The organism is Acinetobacter sp. Marseille-Q1623, from assembly GCF_902809895.1.
GTDB lineage: Bacteria > Pseudomonadota > Gammaproteobacteria > Pseudomonadales > Moraxellaceae > Acinetobacter > Acinetobacter piscicola_A.
The window spans coordinates 117,162-137,107 of the sequence record NZ_CADDWG010000003.1 but is presented as its reverse complement, the minus strand read 5'-3'; the positions used below and the strand labels follow the sequence as shown (position 1 = coordinate 137,107).

The following is a 19,946-nucleotide window of genomic DNA, read 5'->3' as shown; positions in this document are numbered from 1 at the left end:
GGGAAAAACCAAGGAAGATCCGAAGATCTTCCTAGTCTAGTGAATTAGTCAATTACACCACTGATACCGATACGTACACTTGGATCACCTTCGCTCGCTGCCGCAATACCACCAGTCAACGACCAACGACCATTATCAGCAGTTTTACGTAAAGTCACACCGATTGCACTTTCACCACCGTGATATGACGCACCTGCTGCGTAGGTGTATTTACCTGGAATGTACGGTGCATTTTCAAGAGCCATTGCTGCTGCAATACCTGCATTTGCACGTTTTTCAACATCATCAATACGTTGGTTAGTCGATTGGAATGCTTGCTCTAAACGGTTGCTCACATTGTTAATCTTATTACCAAGCTCTTGATCTGCTTTATTCAACGCATCAATCGCACCACCAACATTATTGTACTTACTATCTCCGACTGTGTAAGACGGCGCAGTTGTGAAGCTACCTGTAATGTTGTCAATCGCAGCACCACCACCTAAGTACTCAACAACTTTTTGATTCGTTTCAACTTTTTGTGCATGTAGTTGAGAACCATTAATTGCATCTTTAGAGTCTTTATTCACAGCACCATCAGCAACACCAGTGACAATACGATCACCATCCTTACCAGCCATATTCACTGTTGTACCACCTGTATTCTTACCTACAGTGATATCAGCTTTTGAGCCTCCAGTTTGTTGAACTAAGCCAAGCGAACCATTGTTAATCTCATTTTTGATATTGTTAATATCACTTGTATTTTGATTAACCTTCTGCTCCACACTCCACAATTGACCACCATTAACGGCATCTTTGGAGCCTTCTTGAACTTTACCTTCAGCGACATTAGTTAAGGTTGTACCATTACTACCGCCACCTAAAGTTACACTGTCTTTATTTACGCTACCATCAGCTTTTTTATCATACTGAACTGAGCTGTTATTGGCTTGATCAACTTGGTTCGTGATATTGCTAATTGCGCTATCTAACTGACCTTTATTCACTGCATCAGAATCTTTTTGACCTGCTGCAACATTACTAATTACTTTGTTACCTGCATTAATTCCTGCTGTTGTTACACTTGGACCATTTTGGATAATGAGGCCTGTGCCACCTAACTGTACAACTTGTCCAATTGATACTCCACCGTGATTAATTACAGTATCACCAGCTTTTAACTGTTCAACATCAAGCTTTTTATTCAACTCGACAGCAAGTTTTGCATTACCCTCTTTGTCGTTTTCTTGAGTTACAGTGATATTGTCATCTCCAACAAACTCAACCGTTGCTTTCGGTTTAATAGTTTGGGATTGATCACCAGCTTTCACTGTCCAACCTGCATTTGCAGTGGTATCTACATTATTCACTTTAGTATTTAAAGCATCTAATGCATCGCCCACATTAGTTTGTGTGCCACCACCAACATTATAAGTTGGGCCAGTGATTGTGCCATCTTGGTTAACTTTCGAACCACCACCTAAACTATCAACTAAAGCACCTTGAGTTGTTGTTACTTGATGATCAACTGCTTTCAACTGCGCAACGTTGACTGCATCAGAATCTGCTGTACCTGCTGCAACACCGGTAATTTGACGATAAACACCATTTGTTGCATCACCAACAGCAACCGCACCTGTAGTACTTGTCGTTTGAGTAATTGCATCACGATCCGCAGTCGTTGCTTGAGCAAGTGTATAACCTCCAACACCAGCGCCTGTAGTTGCTGCTGATTTATTACCCAACACCACAGAACCATCAACAGTTTGAGTCACATCATTACCAAGAACAAAAGTATTATCTGTAGCAACTTTATTGTTATTACCTACAGAGTAACTGCTATTTCCATCAACAATACTTGGATCACCCAAAGCGCCAGAATTATTGCCGGTCACAATATTGCCAGTACCGATACTAATTGATTGTTGACCCAATGCTTGCGCATTATGACCAATTGCAATCGTTGATGCTCCTCCAACTTTAGAACCCGAACCAACAACGACTGCGTTAGTTGCTTCATCTGTTGCTAAAGTATTATGACCAAGTGCTGCTGTACTTGTTGCGCCTGCTGCGACAATTGCATTAACACCAATTGCTGTAGAGTTTTTACCTCCTGCACTTGAGTCATTTGTTTCACCAACAACACCAGCTTCAACACTTTCATCTACTGCATTAGTATGGAAGTATTTTGCACCCTTCGTATTAATGCTTGTTACAGTTTCTAGAATGTTACGACGATCAGTTGTACTTTGACCTGACACATTATAGGTTTCAAATAGTTCACTTGGTTGACCATCAGTTGTACCAATAATACTCGTCACATCATTTTGAATTTTGTTATTAACAACATCATTCAACTGACTTACATTCACAGCATCACCACCTGCTGTGCCTGCTGCAATGTTTTTAATTTGTGTATTTCCTGCATCAATACCATTTTTCGAAACAGTAATAGGACCTACAGATAAATTATCAAACTTGACATCTTTTGCAGTCGCAACTTCATAGTTCGTTGAACCATCTGCATTGGTGCTTGAACTTACAGTGATGTTGTCGCCTTCAGTCACTGTCGTTTTCGCTTTAGTCGCTGCTGTATTTACACTAGAAATTGCATCATTGATGGTGTTTTTACCCGTACCACCAATATTGCTTGTAGTTACATTACCGCCAACATTGGTTGCATTACCACCCAAGATTGTAGTCAAGTTATCAGCGGCTTTATTCAACTGATCGCCTGTAACAGCATCAGTTGAACCTGTTGCTATCTTGCCTGCACCGACATTCGTGATCTTATCACCACCCACATCTAAACCATCTTCGGTGCTGGTCAAGATTGTTGTGTCTGCGCCTTTACCTACAGTCACGCTATCAAAGTTCACGTCTTTCGCAGTCGCCACTTCGTAGTTCACTGAACCATCTGTATTCGTCCCTGAAGTCACAACAATGTTGTCACCTTGGCTAACTGTAGTTTTCGCTTTAGTGGCTGCTGTATTTACATTTTTGATCGCATCATCAATTGTACTTTCACCTGTACCACCAATATTGGTGTTGGTTAATGTACCTGTTGTTGGATCATAAAGTGTTGAACCGCCGATGATGTTTTTAACACCTTCACCTTGTGCATTCAACTGGTTACCTGTCACAGCCTCAGTTGAACCTGCCGCAACCGTACCATCCGTTAATCCACTGATTTTGCCTGTTGCACCATCAGTCACTACATTGCCTACAGTGACTTTATCGAAGTTCACGTCTTTCGCTGTTGCAACTTCGTAGTTCACTGAACCATCTGCATTCGTCCCTGAAGTCACAACAATGTTGTCACCTTGAGTAACTGTGGTTTTTGATTTCTTCGCTTGGTCTTCAATCGCTTCAGCAATGTTGCTATAGCTGTTGCCATTGGTCGTGAATGGACCCGTTAAGCTACCTGCATTGTTGGTCACACCACCACCAATAATACTGCTTGTACTATTTTGTGCAGTATTTAACTGGCTACCATTGATTGCTTCGGTTGATGTTGATGAAACATCGCCTGCTGTTAAGCCACTGATTTTGCCTGTTGCACCATCAGTCACTACATTGCCTACAGTGACTTTATCGAAGTTCACGTCTTTCGCTGTTGCAACTTCGTAGTTCACTGAACCATCTGCATTCGTTCCTGAAGTCACAACAATGTTGTCACCTTGAGTAACTGTGGTTTTTGATTTCTTCGCTTGGTCTTCAATCGCTTCAGCAATGTTGCTATAGCTGTTGCCATTGGTCGTGAATGGACCCGTTAAGCTACCTGCATTGTTGGTCACACCACCACCAATAATACTGCTTGTACTATTTTGTGCAGTATTTAACTGGCTACCATTGATTGCTTCGGTTGATGTTGATGAAACATCGCCTTTGCCTACATTAGTGATTTTATCACCACCCACATTCAGACCATTCGCTGTACTGGTCAATGTAGTATTGTTGATTGCGTCACCAAGTTTAATCGTATTACTTTCTATACTGTTTAAACCTGTTAAATCTTTTGCAAGTTGTATCGTTAACTTATCTGTACCATCTGCAACAACACCAATATTATTTGCAGATAGTTTTGTTGGGTCAGTTATACCGCCCACAATTTTAGTTGTTTCACCTAACTTACGTTGTACATTAGTTCCGGTATCACCAGCAAAAGTTAACGGGTTATTTGCAACAGACTGAACTTGACCGTCAACGTAAGTTTTATTGGTGGCATCTGTACCTGCAGTCGGTGCATCTTTTACCGTAACTTGATCGGCTGTAACGTTGGTAAATGTTGGTGTATCAGACATGCTGATTTTTGCTTGCCCTGCTGTCACAACAGTTGAAAGATTTTTACCATCACCCACAATCGCAAATGTCGAACCTAACTTTTGGACACTTGTACCTGTTGCAGCGTCTTTAAATGTAATCGGCTGATTCACTGCCGTATCTAAAGTTGTTAAAGCCCCACCTACATTATTTGATGTAGTTTTGGTTGCAGCATTCGGATTATTCGTCAATGAGTAGGTTGGTGCCAATATCGCACCATTTGCCGAATTTACACTTGCCCCGCCGCCTAAAGCAGCGGCAGTAGAGCCTGCTAAATTACTAATCACCGCCTGAGTTGCGTATAATTGGCTACCATTGATTGCATCCGTACTTCCTGATGCAATCTCACCTGCAGCAACATTAATAATTTGACGCTCATTTCCTACAGCGCCAACACTGACCACATCACCAGTATCTGGTGTTGCTCCAGCAAAAGTACCATAGTTAATTGCTTTAGCATTTGCTGCTGTACCTGTCACAGTCGCATTTGCTGTCGGTGTTGCACTGGTAACTGTTGAACCATCACCTAGAACTACAGCACCATCTAAATTTGCACCAACAGTAACACCATTGCCAAGAACCATCACCTTAGTGGAGTTGATGGTATTTTTATTACCAATAACACGCGTATCTGTAATACCTAAACCCGTAGTAATGGTATTATTATTCCCCATAATTCCAGATTCAGAAGCATCTACAGTACCGTTGTTATTACCGACAGTATAAGTGCCTGACCCTGTAATAGTAGTTGGATCACCAATAGCACCAGAGTTGTCACCAGAAACTGTATTACCTGTACCAATACTGATCGCATTTTGACCTGTCGCTTTTGCCCCTTTACCAATTGCAACAGCATTTGCTTTGCTTGTTGAACCTGCTATCGACTCACCACCCAATGCAATTGAATCTGTACCAAGAGCTCTTGCACCTGCAGTTGTATTACCACCAATGGCAATTGCACCCACTGCTGAAGCTGTTGTTTTGGTTGAATTCGCATCTGTTCCGCCTGAACCAATAGCAAGCGTATTACTTGCTGAAGCGACTGTATTTTTACCTACAGCTGTAGACTCTGAACCAAGTGCTTGAGAAGCATATCCCACAGCAACCGCATTCGCACCTACCCCTTCAGCACGACCAACTGCAACCGCATTTGCCCCTAATGCTGATGCACCACCGCCCAATGCTGTAGCAGCTGCGCCTGATGCAAGGCTGCTATAACCTACTGCAGTTGAGTTATCTTCTGTGGCAATTGCTGAACCCATAGATAAAGCATTATAAACAGCCAATGCCTGCTCTTTATTAAGAGTTTTAGTACCTAATGTACCACCAGTCACTGCACCCGTAGTTCCATCTAAAGTAAATGTAAAGTTTGTAGGTAAACGACCATTATTTGAAAATGAACCAGCAATTGAAGTTTGAGTCGGGCCTGTATATGCCGTTGACATCGTAACTGATCTAAAGCCACTTCCTGTAGCAACTCCAGCAGTTAAGCCTTTTAAATCATTTGAAGCTGCACCTGCACTTAGAACTGTACTACCTGTTCCTAATGAAGCAGTACCTGTTCCGACTGCCGCACTACCTGAACCTGCAGCCCCTGCTTTATAACCTAATGCTGCAGCTTGATTTGTGGTAGCTCTTGCGCCCGTTCCAACAGCCGTTTGGTACATGCCTAAAGTATATGCATTTGCACCCATCGCAATAGAGCTACCAATACTATTCGAACCTGTATCCGCAACTGCGTTGGTACCAATGGCAATATTGTCATTAAATTTGGCTTGTGCTCCTTTCCCCATTGCAACAGTGTTAATGTGTGAAGCAACAGATTGACCACCAATCGCTATTGCATCTGTAGCAGACGCTTTTGCTCCTGCGATTGAATTACCCCCTAAAGCCAATGCCCCATCTGCAGTTGCTTGAGTGACTGTGGCACCACCTGAACCAATAGCTGTTGCATAAGCACCCGTCGCAAGGTTACCAGAACCAATCGCTGTTGCTTTCGTATTTTGTGCTTTACTTATTGCACCAATCGCAACACCGCCTTCTGCTGTTTGTGATGCCGTACCAATTTCAGCTGCACGACCGAATGCAAAACTGTCTGGAGAATTTTGATTAACAATAATATCTGCACCAATGGCAACCGCATAACGCGAACCACCATTAATTGTTAACTTATCACCAATACCCACTGCATGTGAGCTGCTGCTCGTACCATACATTTTATTCAATGCGCCATCATTTAAGTCAGCTAAAGTCGAAATCGGATTGTTATTACCAATTGTGATACGGTTACCAATACCTACAGTAGAACCCGACAATAAAGCGTTGGTCGAACCAATAGATGTTGCATAACGAGCAGCTAAACTTCCATTATATGGTGCCCCACCATTCAAACCTGCATAGGTAATTGTTGTACCATCGGTACTCCACCCCCCTAAAGCAAGAGCATTATTCCCTGCAGCAACTGAGTTTCGTCCAAACGCATTTGCGTGCGCACCCATCGCCTGTGCATTTAAACCTTGGGCAATAGAAGCAAGACCTGAAGCAACAGATTGACCACCAATCGCTATTGCATCTGTATTTGTGGCTTGTGCACCTGCTGTAGCATTACCACCTAATGCCAATGCACCATCTGCAGTTGCTTGGGTCGCTTTCGAAACTGTATTACCACCTGAACCTATAGAAGTCGCATACTCACCTGATGCAGTACTGTTTAAACCAATTGCAGAAGCATATTTCTTACTCGCTGATGAATTTACTCCAATAGCCGTGGTTGCATCTGATGAAGCAGTTGCTTTAGATCCAATACCAACTGATAGATTACCCGTCGCAGCTGAAGCCATACCAATTGCAGTACCATAATGCCCACTTGCTTTTGCTTGCACCCCAACTGCAGTAGAAGCATCACCAGAGCTTTGTGTAGAAATATAACCTGATGGTAAATCGACTCCGGTCAGCGCTTTATAAACTGTATTATTACCACGTGCTGAGTCAATATCATCCCCCCCAATGGCAACTGAAGCCGCACCAGTAGCACGGCTATTAGCACCTAATGCTGTTGATTGATCTCCTAAAGCCAATGAGTCTGCACCAATTGCGATGGATTGATTTCTAAGCGCCAATGCTGATGAACCTATGGCAACTGATTGCCCTGCCCCCCCCCCAGCAGCAGCAGCACCACTTGTTAGTGATTCATATAGCACATGAGCTGTTGCTGCATCCAAGGTACTTGTTGTACCAGTAATTGGATTATCACTTGAATCTAGTAATGTATATGTTCCACCTGTTGCCGAACCATTAGAAATATTTAAATCAAAACTATAACGCCCATTTGTAGAGCCTTGTGTTTTTCCAACAAATTTAGTTGCGCTATTTGTTGTAATGTTTAGGGTTCTAGAACCAGGTATTTGATTTCCAGTAGAACCTGTAACCGTTGATGTTCCTTTCGTAATTGCAGAATTCTGTGCACCACCAATTGCTACAGAAGCCGATCCAGATGCATAAGCATCTTGTCCTATTGCTGTAGTACGAGAAGAGGTTGCTTGTGCACGATAACCAAATGCACTTGCACCAACAGCAGATGCTTTACTGTCAGCACCAAATACAGTCGCATATGCCGCTGTCGCTTCAGCAAAAGAACCAACAGCTGTAGCACGTCCTCCATCATTAAGTGTAGTTGTAGCTATAGTATTATGACCAATTGCTATATTATTTCCTGTGCTATTGATTCCACCACTAGTCGCTGTCGCACCAGACATTATTGCTAAATTATCATTCCCAATGGCAGTTGTTGGGTTATAGCGATTATCACCTATCGCAATAGCTCCCCCAATACCTGCTTGAGCTAAAGCAGTACCACTACCGCAGTTAGCATCTAAACTTGTGTTAGTTGAATTCCCTACGACAGCACCTGTTGTTCCAAGTGATGCGGTAGTACCACAAACAGATAAGTTTGCAGCAGCATCTGGACTAAACGTCACCATCAAACTGACTGTCGCAGCACCAAGAATTTTTGTCACTTTAGATGACTTGGTTTTTCCCTTTGCAACTTCAGACACTGCCACCCAAATACCTAAGGTTGCGTTCCAAATTACTTTGTAAATCTTATTCATTAGATATTCCTCATTGGGTGGCACTTAGAAGTTTTTAGTATTCTTTCTGAAGCGCACACAAAACATACAAAATTAACTACAATTAAATAACGAATGGAGTCAAAAATCAACAAAATTATGCGACTTTGATCACACTAAAACCTTAATTCACTCTCTTAATTCAATTTTTAGATTAACTGCTTAATATTCAACCATATTAATCAAAAATTTACTATTATTCAAAATATTAACAATCCATTAACATTGATTAATTTTTCTTACAAATGTTGAAATTTAAAACTTAAGCTTTTGTTTTCAATTGTTTTTTTAATTAAGCAATTTTTATTTGTAATATTCATACCTTTTATATTTACATTTTTTTTATTTTATTATGAAAATTGATCAAAATCGTCTGATTTGACGTAGCTTTGATATACTGCTTTTTAATTTTTCTTAGAGCTCCTATCTTGAAAATAATTTTTGCAGGTACCCCCGAATTTGCAGCACATGCACTTAGCGCCCTTTTAAAAACTGATCATGAAATTGTTGCAGTTTACACTCAACCTGATCGTAAAGCAGGACGTGGACAAAAGCTTACAGCCTCTGCGGTCAAGCAACTTGCTCTTGAGCATCACTTAACGGTTTATCAACCTGTAAATTTTAAATCATCTACTGAAGAAGGTTTGGCTGCACAAAAACAATTAGCGGAATTGAATGCTGATGTCATGGTCGTGGCTGCGTATGGTTTAATTTTGCCACAAGTCATTTTAGACACACCCAAATACGGATGTCTTAATATTCATGGTTCCTTGTTACCACGTTGGCGCGGTGCAGCACCGATTCAGCGCGCCATTTCAACAGGTGATACTGAAACAGGCGTGACTATCATGAAAATGGCAGCAGGGTTAGATACAGGCGATATGATGTATAAAACCATCTGCCCTATTACAAATGAAGATACCTCTGCAAGCCTACATGACAAACTGGCCATTCAAGGTGCTGAAGCAATTTGCACGGTATTAGCGTCCGAACAAAGCTTACAAAAGTATCTAGCTGAACGTGAAGTTCAAGATGAAGCCTTGACTATATATGCCACTAAATTATCTAAAGCAGAAGCGCAGATCGATTGGTCACGTTCTGCTGTAGAGATTGACCGTAATATTCGTGCTTTTAATCCTTGGCCTGTGGCATTTACCCCGATTGATGAGAATAACAATTTGCGGGTATGGAATTCTGTTTTATCAACTTTAGATGCTTCAGATAAACAAGCAGGTGAGATTATTGCATTGGATAAAAATGGTGTGCATGTGGCTTGTGGCGATCAGCAAGCTGTCTGTATAACCAACTTACAATGGCCAGGTGGTAAAGCATTGAATGCTGTTCAAATTAACCAAACTCAAAAATTAACTGTAGGACATCTCTTCGCATGAGCCAAAAACATTCCTCTGCAAAATCAACAGTGAATTTACGTGCACAAGTGGTTCGCACTTTACTGTCTGTACAAGATGGTAAATCACTGAATAGTTTTTTGCACCAAAATTTGGAGCAAGTAGCGGAGCGTGATCGTGCGTTATTTCATGAGTTAGTTTTAGGCACATTGCGTCAATGGTATGCGCTCAAAGCCATTACTTTGCCTTTGCTCAATAAACCTTTAAATAATCCATCGATTGAAACCTGTTTGTATTTGGGTTTGTATCAGTTACTGTGTACTCGTATTCCTGCCCATGCTGCAATTTCTGAAACAGTGACTGCGACTAAACAACTGGGTTATGAAGCAATGGGCGGTGTGGTGAATGCAATTTTACGTCGTGTTTCACGTGAAACATCAGAATTTCAAGCTGCTTTAGATCAAGCACATGGTTTGCCAAGTTGGTTATTTAAACGTTTAAAGAAAGATTGGGCTGAGCATGTTGATGAGTTATGTCATAACTTAAAACAAAGTGCACCTTTAACATTACGTGTGAATGATCGTCAAGTCAGCCGTGATGAATATCTTGAGATTTTAGATGAAGCAGGCATTCAAGCACATGAATGTGATTTGTCTCATGTGGGCATCGTACTAGAACAAAATACCAATATTACCCATTTACCAGGTTTTGCAGAAGGTGGCTTTTCGGTTCAAGATGAACATGCACAACTTTGTGCAACTTTGCTACCTGACTTAAATGACAAAATTGTCGTCGATGCCTGCGCTGCACCAGGTGGAAAAACTGCGCATATTTTGGAAAAATTCCAACCTAAAAAATTGATTGCACTTGATCATGATACCAAGCGTTTACTTCGTGTTTCAGAGAACTTAGAACGTTTGCAACTCAACAATATCAGTGAGCTTGAAATTCTCACTGCGGATGCAACAACTTGGACAGCTCCTGAACAAGTTGATTGTATTGTGCTTGATGCACCATGTTCAGCCATTGGGGTAATGCGTCGTAATCCTGATATTCGTTTGTTGCGTCAGTCAGGTGATATTCAACAGACTGTAGATTTGCAACACAAGATTTTAAATCAGATGTGGCAACAGCTTAAAGTTGGTGGAACATTGCTTTATATCACCTGCTCGATTTTGAAAGCTGAAAATGAGCAACAAATGGTTCAATTCTTTGCAGATCATACAGATGCCAAAGAAGTCAAAATTGAAGCAAATTGGGGATTAAAACAAATTCATGGTCGCCAGTTATTGCCTGAAACGGGTTTTGGTGACGGCTTCTATTATTGTCGAATTGAAAAAATCGCGTAAAGATTTATCGATCTAATGTTTCGTTTTTAGATACCATAAAAAAATGCCCAATCATGTGATTGGGCATTTTTTATTCTGATGATAAAGAATTAATCTTCTGCCTCATCAGGGTTTTTAACCAAATGAATGGTTGCCAAAATCAACCCACCCCATAATAAAACAATCGATAGAATCATCATCACAATCGCAGATGTATTCATTTTAATTCTCCTTTGACGCTGTGTCTTTCGTCAAACTTAAAAGGATTGCACCAAGAACAAAGAACGCCACAACACCACCACCAATCAACCATAAAGTTGATGCAGGATAACCACCATACCCTTCTGTGATGATTGCTTTAATCGTCAATAATAATGCAACCAACAATGAAATCGGTGTAATAATAGTCAGAAGAAAATTCCAACCAGTACCCAGCTTAATACTTGAGTATTGGTTCACATGAGCTTCTAATTGAGCCATCAATGGACGACGGAACCAAGACACTAAAATAATCGACAATAAACCACCACCGACAATACCAATGTTATTGGCAAAGTAATCGATGATGTCAACAAAAGTAATTGCACTGTGTGTAGAGAATAAAATCGTTGAAATGACAGCAGATACACCACCAATAATAGTTACAGCTTTATTTTTAGACCAACCAAATTTATCCTGAAATGCGGCAATAGGCACTTGTAAAATACTCACCATAGAGGTAATCCCTGCTACGACAAGAGAAGCAAAGAACAAGAAGCCAAATAAGTCACCGCCTGACCCCATACTTGAAATGATTTTTGGGAATGCGATAAAGGCTAAGCCAATTCCCCCTGAAACCACATCTTTTACGGGAACACCTGAACTTTGTGCCATAAAACCAAGTGCAGCAAATACCCCAATCCCTGCCAGAATCTCAAAGGATGAGTTTGCCAATGCCACAACAACACCTGAACCCGTCATATTGGCTTTTTTATTTAAATAAGATGCATACGTCAACATAATCCCGAAACCCACAGAGAGTGAGAAGAAGATATGACCAAATGCAGCCAACCATACTTTATAATTGGTCATGGCTTCCCAATTTGGCGTGAAGAAAGCATTTAATCCTTCTGTTGCCCCTGGCAAGCGTAATGCTTGAATCACAAGGATAGAAAATAAAATGACCAATAAAGGCATAAAAATTTTATTGGCAAGTTCTACCCCACGACGTACACCACCATAGAGAATAAACATCACTACAGCCCATACAATGACTAGACCAAAAAACAAAGTGGGTACAAAACCAAATGCCAGACCTTCCCCATTTGCTAAATAACTTTTAAAGAAAAAGGCCTCTGTATCGCTCCCCCATTGTTGACCAAAGGAATAGAACATATAACTACCTGCCCATGACAAGACACTGGCATAGTAAATCCCGATGACCAAAGTCACCATGACTTGCCACCACCCCAATGCTTCACTATTCATTAATTTTTTATACGCAATTGGTGGCGCTTTACGATATTTGTGCCCCACTGCGTAGTCTAAAAATAATAAAGGCAACCCTGCTGCAAAAATTGCAATTAAGTAAGGTACTAAAAATGCACCTCCACCATTTTCATAAGCGACATAAGGGAAACGCCAAATGTTACCCAAACCTACGGCTGAACCAATCGCCGCCAAAATAAAGCCTGATCGTGCAGACCAACTTTCACGATTATCTGACATAGAAAATACCTACGATGTGTGGACTCCACATTGCCGCATATTGTGTTTATCTTTAACATGCAAAAGGAGTCCAATTCCTAAATTCTTTTTGTTTGAATAAAACAGCACCTTGTGAGCACTTTGTTGTTATTACAAACCAATATTTTGTTGTGATTTCTTGCTTAAAGAAAATCTTAAAAAATATTGTTTAATGGCGCAACAATACCTGTTTTCCTTGCCTTTTACTGTAATTTCTACACTAAATTCGACTTTAGAATGAACATTTTCTAATTAATTGCTTATTTTTTTATCCTTTCCCCCTTTAGTAGATTTTTATTTTAAGCCTTAAGTTTTATTTCGCATTGCTCGGAATTCGATAATGTCCAATAATTTTATATTCATTTAAAATATCATTTTCACGCGTTCCATAACCAATGTTATGAATCACCAATGGAACTTTTGAAAGTACCGTAGTTTTGTCAGAAATAATACCGATATGTGTCAGCCCTTTGCCTAAATCCCACGCCACAATATCGCCTGCTTTATAGTGCTGATCCTGAACCGCATAACCTTGTCGTTGAAAATAGGTCATAATGTTCGGAACACGACGATGATCAATATTTTTATCTGTTGCTTTTAATCCCCATTTTTTTGGGTACTTAGAAAAATTAGCTTTCATGTCTTCGTGGATACGTTGTTGTAAATCAATCCCTTGGTGACGTAATGCTCGAATCACCACATCTGTACACACACCTTTGACCAAAGGTACATCCCCCATGGGATATTTGAGCTGTGTATAGGCTGGGTCGTAATAGAGTGTTTTCCAAATTTGTGAACGTGCATCGGTTACCAATTTATCAGATTGAAATGCCCAAATTTGCACACTGAGTAACGATACAAAGAATAGTACAGATAATTGTTTAAATGCTTTTATTGTCATTAGAAAATACCTAAAAAAAAACAAGGAGCTGAGACTCCTTGATAAATAAATTACTGTTAAAAATATTATTGTTTAATCACCAAAAGGCGTTCTTCCTGCATATCACGAATCGCCGATTGAATGCCCTCACGACCTAAGCCTGAATCTTTCACACCGCCATAGGGCATGTTGTCCACACGGAAAGTTGGGATATCATTAATAATCACACCACCCACATGTAGATGATCCCATGCATAGAGCATCTTGTTTAGATTTTGAGTATAAACACCTGCTTGTAAACCAAAACGACTCTTATTGATTGTGGCAATCCCTTTTTCAAAATCCTTATATTTTTCTAAAATCGCCACTGGACCAAAGGCTTCATTTTGGTAAATTTCAAGAGATTCATCGACATTTTCCAACAAAGTAGGCTCAAATAAAACACCATTTAGAGTACCACCGGTTAAGATTTTAGCACCTTTCTTTTCAGCTTTATCTACCCATTTTTTCAAACGAACAGCTTCAGATGCTTTGATTATTGGGCCAACAATCGTCGTTTCCAAGCTTGGATCTGCCGCATGAATTTTCTTCAATTTCGCTAAAACTTTCTTCTTAAACTCGGCATAAATATCTGAATGCACCAAAATCCGTTGCACACTAATACAAACTTGCCCTGCATGACTATATGCACCACTGATCACACGATCCACCAATGCATCAGTCATTTCAGTATCTGGTTCAATCAAAACAGCAGCATTGCCACCCAATTCTAAAGTGACTTTTTTACGGCCTGCACGAGCTTTCATATCCCAACCCACTTGGTCAGAACCTGTGAAACTTAATAGTTTAAAACGGTCATCCGTCACTAAAACATCTGCGTGTTCACGTGGGCATGGCAATACAGAGAAAGCCCCTTTAGGCAATTCTGTTTCTGCCAATACTTCAGCAATTTTCAAGGCTGAAATTGGTGTCAAACTTGCAGGTTTTAAAACAAATGGACAACCTGCAGCAATTGCAGGTGCAATTTTATGAGCAGTTAAATTCAATGGAAAATTAAATGGGCTAATCAAAGACACTGCACCAATTGGAACATGTTGTACCATCCCCCGATAAGCCGAACCTGCTGCAGTCACAGCCAAAGGCATCAGGCGACCATCATCAATTGTGGTGACAGCATCAGCTGCGATTTGAAAAGTATTAATTAATCGTTCTACTTCTGCTGCGGCAGCAAGTTTAGGTTTTCCACCTTCTGCGATTAATAATGCCGTTAATTCACTACGCATTTCTTTAAAACGATTGACGCAATGTAAAAGAATTTTTTGCTTTTGAAATGGTTTTAAATTCGCCATTTCTTGTTGTGCTTTAACTGCTGAACTGATCGCTTTATCTAAGACTTTGTTATCTGCCAAAGCAACTTTTGCATAAAGTTGACCCGAAAACTTATCATTAACCTCAAGCCATTGTCCTGTTTTTACAGGCTTCCCTGCCACATATAATGGGAATTCTAACCCTGCCATACTTCATCTCCTTTATTATCTATATTCTCATAATGCAAAATGGCTGAAACCTCTATATCATGCCCTCAGTTTATAAAACTATGAAATGTATTTAAGTAACAATTCAGCACAATACATCTATTCAGTCAGAGGATCTTATGAAGTTAAAACAATTACCTGTGTTTATTGCAGTTTTAGGATTAAGCTCATTCGCACAAGCCGATTTTATTGGCTTAAAAGGTGACATCAGCTATTGGAATATAGATGGCAAAGCCAACATTGATGAAAAACGATTAGCAGATCAAGACTTAGATCGTAAAGGCACTGTACAAGCCTCTGTTGCATTTGAGCATCCTGTACCAATTATTCCAAATGTAAAAGTGAAATACACAAAATTAGATACCGAAACTGAAGCCAATACCATCAATAAAACAGATATTAATTTAGATCATACTGATTTAATTTTATATTACGAAATTCTGGACAATATCGTTAAAGCGGATGTCGGTGTAGGTGCAACACGCTTAAATGGTGATGTAAAACAATTCGGTCAATCTGTTGATGTAGATGAATATTCACCGATTATTTATGCAGAAGTTGGTGGAAAATTACCATTTACAGGTTTCAGTGCCAAAGCTGAAGCGACTTATACCAATGTCAATGATGTCAAAATCACCGATGCACAAGCAGAAGTTCAATATAACTTTGTACAAAGTATATTATTGGATTTGGGTGCAAAAGTTGGTTACCGTGTCATGAATATCGAATTAGACGACATGGACAAACGTGATATGAAATTTGAATTCAAAGGTCCATATATCGGATTAGATGCACATTTCTAAGATCGAACAGACCCAAAAGAAAACAAAGAGCAGATCATAGGATCTGCTTTTTTATTGAAAATTTATAATATGACGATGTAAGAAAATGCTTACAGTTAGTGGTGCAAATTGCATCTTTTCGGAGAAGCATGAATTTCATATTCTATAAACATAGGGAACAGGACGTTTCCCAGACACAAAACAACAATAAACAGTCTGAGCATCAGGAATGTGAGATTCGACAGGAGTCAGATCTAACTCACTAATATGAAAGAACCCCATCAGGATGATGGGGTTTCTTTTTTATATATAATTTATTTTAAAGACTTAGGAAGATTTAAAAAATATTTCAATTAAAATACTTTTTAGCATAATTTTATCACCTGTTTCTGTTATTGATGGCTATTTCCCACCCGCCATAAAAAAACACCCCCAACCTTACAGTTGGGGGTGTTTAAATTTAAAAGCTGGCGATGACTTACTCTCACATGGGTAATCCCACACTACCATCAGCGCTAAGAGGTTTCACTTCTGAGTTCGGGAAGGGATCAGGTGGTTCACTCTTGCTATTGTCGCCAGCAAACTGTTATGGACTTATTCGGGTCTTATTTAAACTGTGATTTACAGTGTATGCCTTACTTCGTACCAAATGAGTTATTAACAGGATAATTTGAGTTGCTATTGTAACTAGCTTTTGAACTAAATCAAGCATTTTGCTTTGAATTCATTGAAACATACAACTGTTTGGGTGTTGTATAGTCAAGCCTCACGAGCAATTAGTATTGGTCAGCTTCATGCATCGCTGCACTTCCACATCCAACCTATCAACGTCGTAGTCTTCAACGGCTCTTTAGAGGACATAAAGTCCTAGGGAAATCTTATCTTGAGGTAGGCTTCCCGCTTAGATGCTTTCAGCGGTTATCCCTTCCGAACATAGCTACCCGGCGATGCGACTGGCGTCACAACCGGTACACCAGAGGTTCGTCCACTCTGGTCCTCTCGTACTAGGAGCAGATCCTCTCAAATTTCCAGCGCCCACGGTAGATAGGGACCGAACTGTCTCACGACGTTCTAAACCCAGCTCGCGTACCTCTTTAAATGGCGAACAGCCATACCCTTGGGACCTGCTTCAGCCCCAGGATGAGATGAGCCGACATCGAGGTGCCAAACACCGCCGTCGATATGAACTCTTGGGCGGTATCAGCCTGTTATCCCCAGAGTACCTTTTATCCGTTGAGCGATGGCCCTTCCATACAGAACCACCGGATCACTAAGACCTACTTTCGTACCTGCTCGACTTGTGGGTCTCGCAGTTAAGCGCGCTTTTGCCTTTATACTCTACGCGTGATTTCCGACCACGCTGAGCGCACCTTCGTACTCCTCCGTTACTCTTTAGGAGGAGACCGCCCCAGTCAAACTACCCACCAGACATGGTCCTCGCTCCAGATAATGGAGCAGAGTTAGAACCTCAATATTACCAGGGTGGTATTTCAAGATTGGCTCCACCGAAACTAGCGTCTCGGTTTCAAAGCCTCCCACCTATCCTACACAAGTAAGATCAAAGTTCAATGTCAAGCTGCAGTAAAGGTTCACGGGGTCTTTCCGTCTAGCCGCGGGTACACCGCATCTTCACGGCGATTTCGATTTCACTGAGCCTCTGCTGGAGACAGCGCCCCCATCATTATGCCATTCGTGCAGGTCGGAACTTACCCGACAAGGAATTTCGCTACCTTAGGACCGTTATAGTTACGGCCGCCGTTTACTGGGGCTTCGATCAAGAGCTTCGCTTACGCTAACCCCATCAATTAACCTTCCAGCACCGGGCAGGCATCACACCCTATACGTCCACTTTCGTGTTTGCAGAGTGCTATGTTTTTAATAAACAGTTGCAGGGGCCTAGTTTCTGTGGCTGCTCTCAGCTCAGGAAGCAAGTTCCATCACCAAAAGCAGCGTACCTTCTCCCGAAGTTACGGTACCATTTTGCCTAGTTCCTTCAGCAGAGTTCTCTCAAGCGCTTTGGTCTACTCGACCTGACCACCTGTGTCGGTTTCGGGTACGATTCCTGTGTAACTGAAGCTTAGAGACTTTTCTTGGAAGTATGGTATCAGCCACTTTACTGTACAAGTACAGCTTGCTATCAGTTCTCAGCATAGAGTACCCCGGATTTGCCTAAGATACATGCCTACAACCTTTCACCTGGACAACCAACGCCAGGCTGACTTAACCTTCTCCGTCCTCTCATCGCATTACACAGAAGTATTGGAATATTAACCAATTTCCCATCGACTACGCCTCTCGGCCTCGCCTTAGGGGTCGACTCACCCAGCCCCGATTAACGTTGGACTGGAACCCTTGGTCTTTCAGCGAACGGGTTTTTCACCCGTTTTGTCGTTACTCACGTCAGCATTCGCACTTCTGATACCTCCAGCAGACTTCTCAATCCACCTTCATCGGCTTACAGAACGCTCCCCTACCACGTATACATAGTATACATCCGCAGCTTCGGTACTATATTTTAGCCCCGTTACATCTTCCGCGCAGGCCGACTCGACTAGTGAGCTATTACGCTTTCTTTAAAGGGTGGCTGCTTCTAAGCCAACCTCCTAGCTGTCTATGCCTTCCCACATCGTTTCCCACTTAATATAGATTTTGGGACCTTAGCTGGCGGTCTGGATTGTTTTCCTCTTGACTACGGACGTTAGCACCCGCAGTCTGTCTCCCGGATAGTACTCATTGGTATTCGGAGTTTGCATCGGTTTGGTAAGTCGGGATGACCCCCTAGCCGAAACAGTGCTCTACCCCCAATGGTATTCGTCCGAGGCGCTACCTAAATAGCTTTCGGGGAGAACCAGCTATCACCGAGTTTGATTAGCCTTTCACCCCTATCCACAAGTCATCCCCTGGCTTTTCAACGACAGTGGGTTCGGTCCTCCAGTTAGTGTTACCCAACCTTCAACCTGCTCATGGATAGATCACCCGGTTTCGGGTCTATACCCAGCAACTATACGCCCTATTAAGACTCGATTTCTCTACGGCTCCCCTATACGGTTAACCTTGCTACTGAATATAAGTCGCTGACCCATTATACAAAAGGTACGCAGTCACCGAACAAGTCGGCTCCCACTGCTTGTATGCATGCGGTTTCAGGATCTATTTCACTCCCCTCACAGGGGTTCTTTTCGCCTTTCCCTCACGGTACTGGTTCACTATCGGTCAGTCAGGAGTATTTAGCCTTGGAGGATGGTCCCCCCATATTCAGACAAGGTTTCACGTGCCTCGCCCTACTCGTCATCATTATATGTGCCCTTTCGTGTACGGGACTATCACCCTCTACGGTCGCACTTCCCAGAGCGTTCCGCTAAAACACATATAACTTAATGGGCTGATCCCCGTTCGCTCGCCGCTACTGAGGGAATCTCAATTGATTTCTTTTCCTAAGGGTACTGAGATGTTTCACTTCCCCTCGTTCGCCTCGTATGACTATGTATTCATCATACGATACCTACCTTATGGTAAGTGGGTTTCCCCATTCAGAAATCTCCGGATCACAGGATATTTGCCGCCTCCCCGAAGCTTATCGCAGGCTATTACGTCTTTCATCGCCTCTGACTGCCAAGGCATCCACCACATGCACTTAATTACTTGACTATACAACCCCAAACAGTCGTTCATCCCTACAAGTAGGATGAGCAACAGATCAACTAATTACTCAGTCAATCATACAGTTGGCGTCTTGTGCACTTAAGCACTGTACAGCTTCAATCTAAATTCATATACCAAAACGCTTGATTCAGTTTTATCGCTAGTAACTCATTTCTTGTAGTTGCCTACTTGAAACGAGTATGAACAATTTATTTCAACTCAAATATATTCTGTTAATGATTCACTACGTCTTCGTCAGATCGCAGTCAACTG

General features: G+C 41.4%; 8 protein-coding genes and 2 rRNA genes. 3 read left to right on the top strand and 7 right to left on the bottom strand.

From position 1 onward, the window contains the following. Positions 1-44: 44 nt before the first annotated feature. Complete coding sequence (locus tag HUV91_RS16140) at positions 45-8,414, bottom strand: ESPR-type extended signal peptide-containing protein (RefSeq protein ID WP_174494081.1); 8,370 nt, start codon at positions 8,412-8,414, stop codon at positions 45-47. Positions 8,415-8,860: 446 nt separating this feature from the next. On the opposite strand from HUV91_RS16140, the gene fmt reads away from it, so the two are divergent. Beyond that, a complete protein-coding gene (gene fmt / locus HUV91_RS16135) occupies positions 8,861-9,823 on the top strand; it encodes a methionyl-tRNA formyltransferase (protein WP_174494080.1) in 963 nt (320 codons plus the stop codon). Next, positions 9,820-11,130 carry a 16S rRNA (cytosine(967)-C(5))-methyltransferase RsmB gene (gene rsmB, locus HUV91_RS16130; protein WP_174494079.1) on the top strand — a complete coding sequence of 437 codons (1,311 nt, stop codon included), beginning with the start codon at positions 9,820-9,822 and terminating at the stop codon, positions 11,128-11,130. The genes fmt and rsmB overlap by 4 nt, the downstream gene beginning before the upstream one ends. 89 nt (positions 11,131-11,219) lie before the next feature. Here rsmB and HUV91_RS16125 read toward each other — a convergent pair whose 3' ends face one another. The 4 genes from HUV91_RS16125 to HUV91_RS16110 form a co-directional block, all read right to left on the bottom strand. After that, the gene (locus HUV91_RS16125; RefSeq protein WP_081406165.1) at positions 11,220-11,330 is read right to left on the bottom strand and encodes a methionine/alanine import family NSS transporter small subunit; all 111 of its coding nucleotides are present in this window, start codon (positions 11,328-11,330) and stop codon (positions 11,220-11,222) included. Between the two features lies 1 nt (position 11,331). Beyond that, positions 11,332-12,816: a sodium-dependent transporter gene (locus HUV91_RS16120; protein ID WP_174494078.1), complete on the bottom strand. Its 1,485-nt coding sequence runs from the start codon at positions 12,814-12,816 to the stop codon at positions 11,332-11,334. 331 nt (positions 12,817-13,147) lie between these two features. Next, a complete protein-coding gene (locus HUV91_RS16115; protein WP_174494077.1) occupies positions 13,148-13,735 on the bottom strand; it encodes a DUF1287 domain-containing protein in 588 nt (195 codons plus the stop codon). A gap of 65 nt (positions 13,736-13,800) precedes the next feature. Next, positions 13,801-15,231 (bottom strand): aldehyde dehydrogenase family protein, encoded by a 1,431-nt coding sequence (locus HUV91_RS16110; RefSeq protein WP_174494076.1) that lies wholly within the window; start codon positions 15,229-15,231, stop codon positions 13,801-13,803. A 137-nt stretch (positions 15,232-15,368) separates the two neighbouring features. Here HUV91_RS16110 and HUV91_RS16105 point away from each other — a divergent pair, with 137 nt between their 5' ends. After that, positions 15,369-16,052, top strand: a complete 684-nt coding sequence (locus HUV91_RS16105; protein ID WP_174494075.1) for a TIGR04219 family outer membrane beta-barrel protein — start codon at positions 15,369-15,371, stop codon at positions 16,050-16,052. A 444-nt stretch (positions 16,053-16,496) separates the two neighbouring features. Here HUV91_RS16105 and rrf read toward each other — a convergent pair. Both rrf and HUV91_RS16095 read right to left on the bottom strand, forming a co-directional pair. Next, positions 16,497-16,611: ribosomal RNA gene (rrf, locus tag HUV91_RS16100) — 5S ribosomal RNA — on the bottom strand. A 175-nt stretch (positions 16,612-16,786) separates the two neighbouring features. Continuing rightward, positions 16,787-19,679 (bottom strand): 23S ribosomal RNA (locus HUV91_RS16095). Positions 19,680-19,946: the final 267 nt, after the last annotated feature.

Excerpts from the sequence above, each read along its gene's own strand:
- HUV91_RS16120 (WP_174494078.1), bottom strand. The coding sequence starts at position 12,816 with ATGTCAGATAATCGTGAAAGTTGGTCTGCACGATCAGGCTTTATTTTG.
- HUV91_RS16105 (WP_174494075.1), top strand. The coding sequence starts at position 15,369 with ATGAAGTTAAAACAATTACCTGTGTTTATTGCAGTTTTAGGATTAAGC.
- HUV91_RS16110 (WP_174494076.1), bottom strand. The coding sequence starts at position 15,231 with ATGGCAGGGTTAGAATTCCCATTATATGTGGCAGGGAAGCCTGTAAAA.
- HUV91_RS16115 (WP_174494077.1), bottom strand. The coding sequence starts at position 13,735 with ATGACAATAAAAGCATTTAAACAATTATCTGTACTATTCTTTGTATCG.
- HUV91_RS16140 (WP_174494081.1), bottom strand. The coding sequence starts at position 8,414 with ATGAATAAGATTTACAAAGTAATTTGGAACGCAACCTTAGGTATTTGG.
- rsmB (WP_174494079.1), top strand. The coding sequence starts at position 9,820 with ATGAGCCAAAAACATTCCTCTGCAAAATCAACAGTGAATTTACGTGCA.
- HUV91_RS16125 (WP_081406165.1), bottom strand. The coding sequence starts at position 11,330 with ATGAATACATCTGCGATTGTGATGATGATTCTATCGATTGTTTTATTA.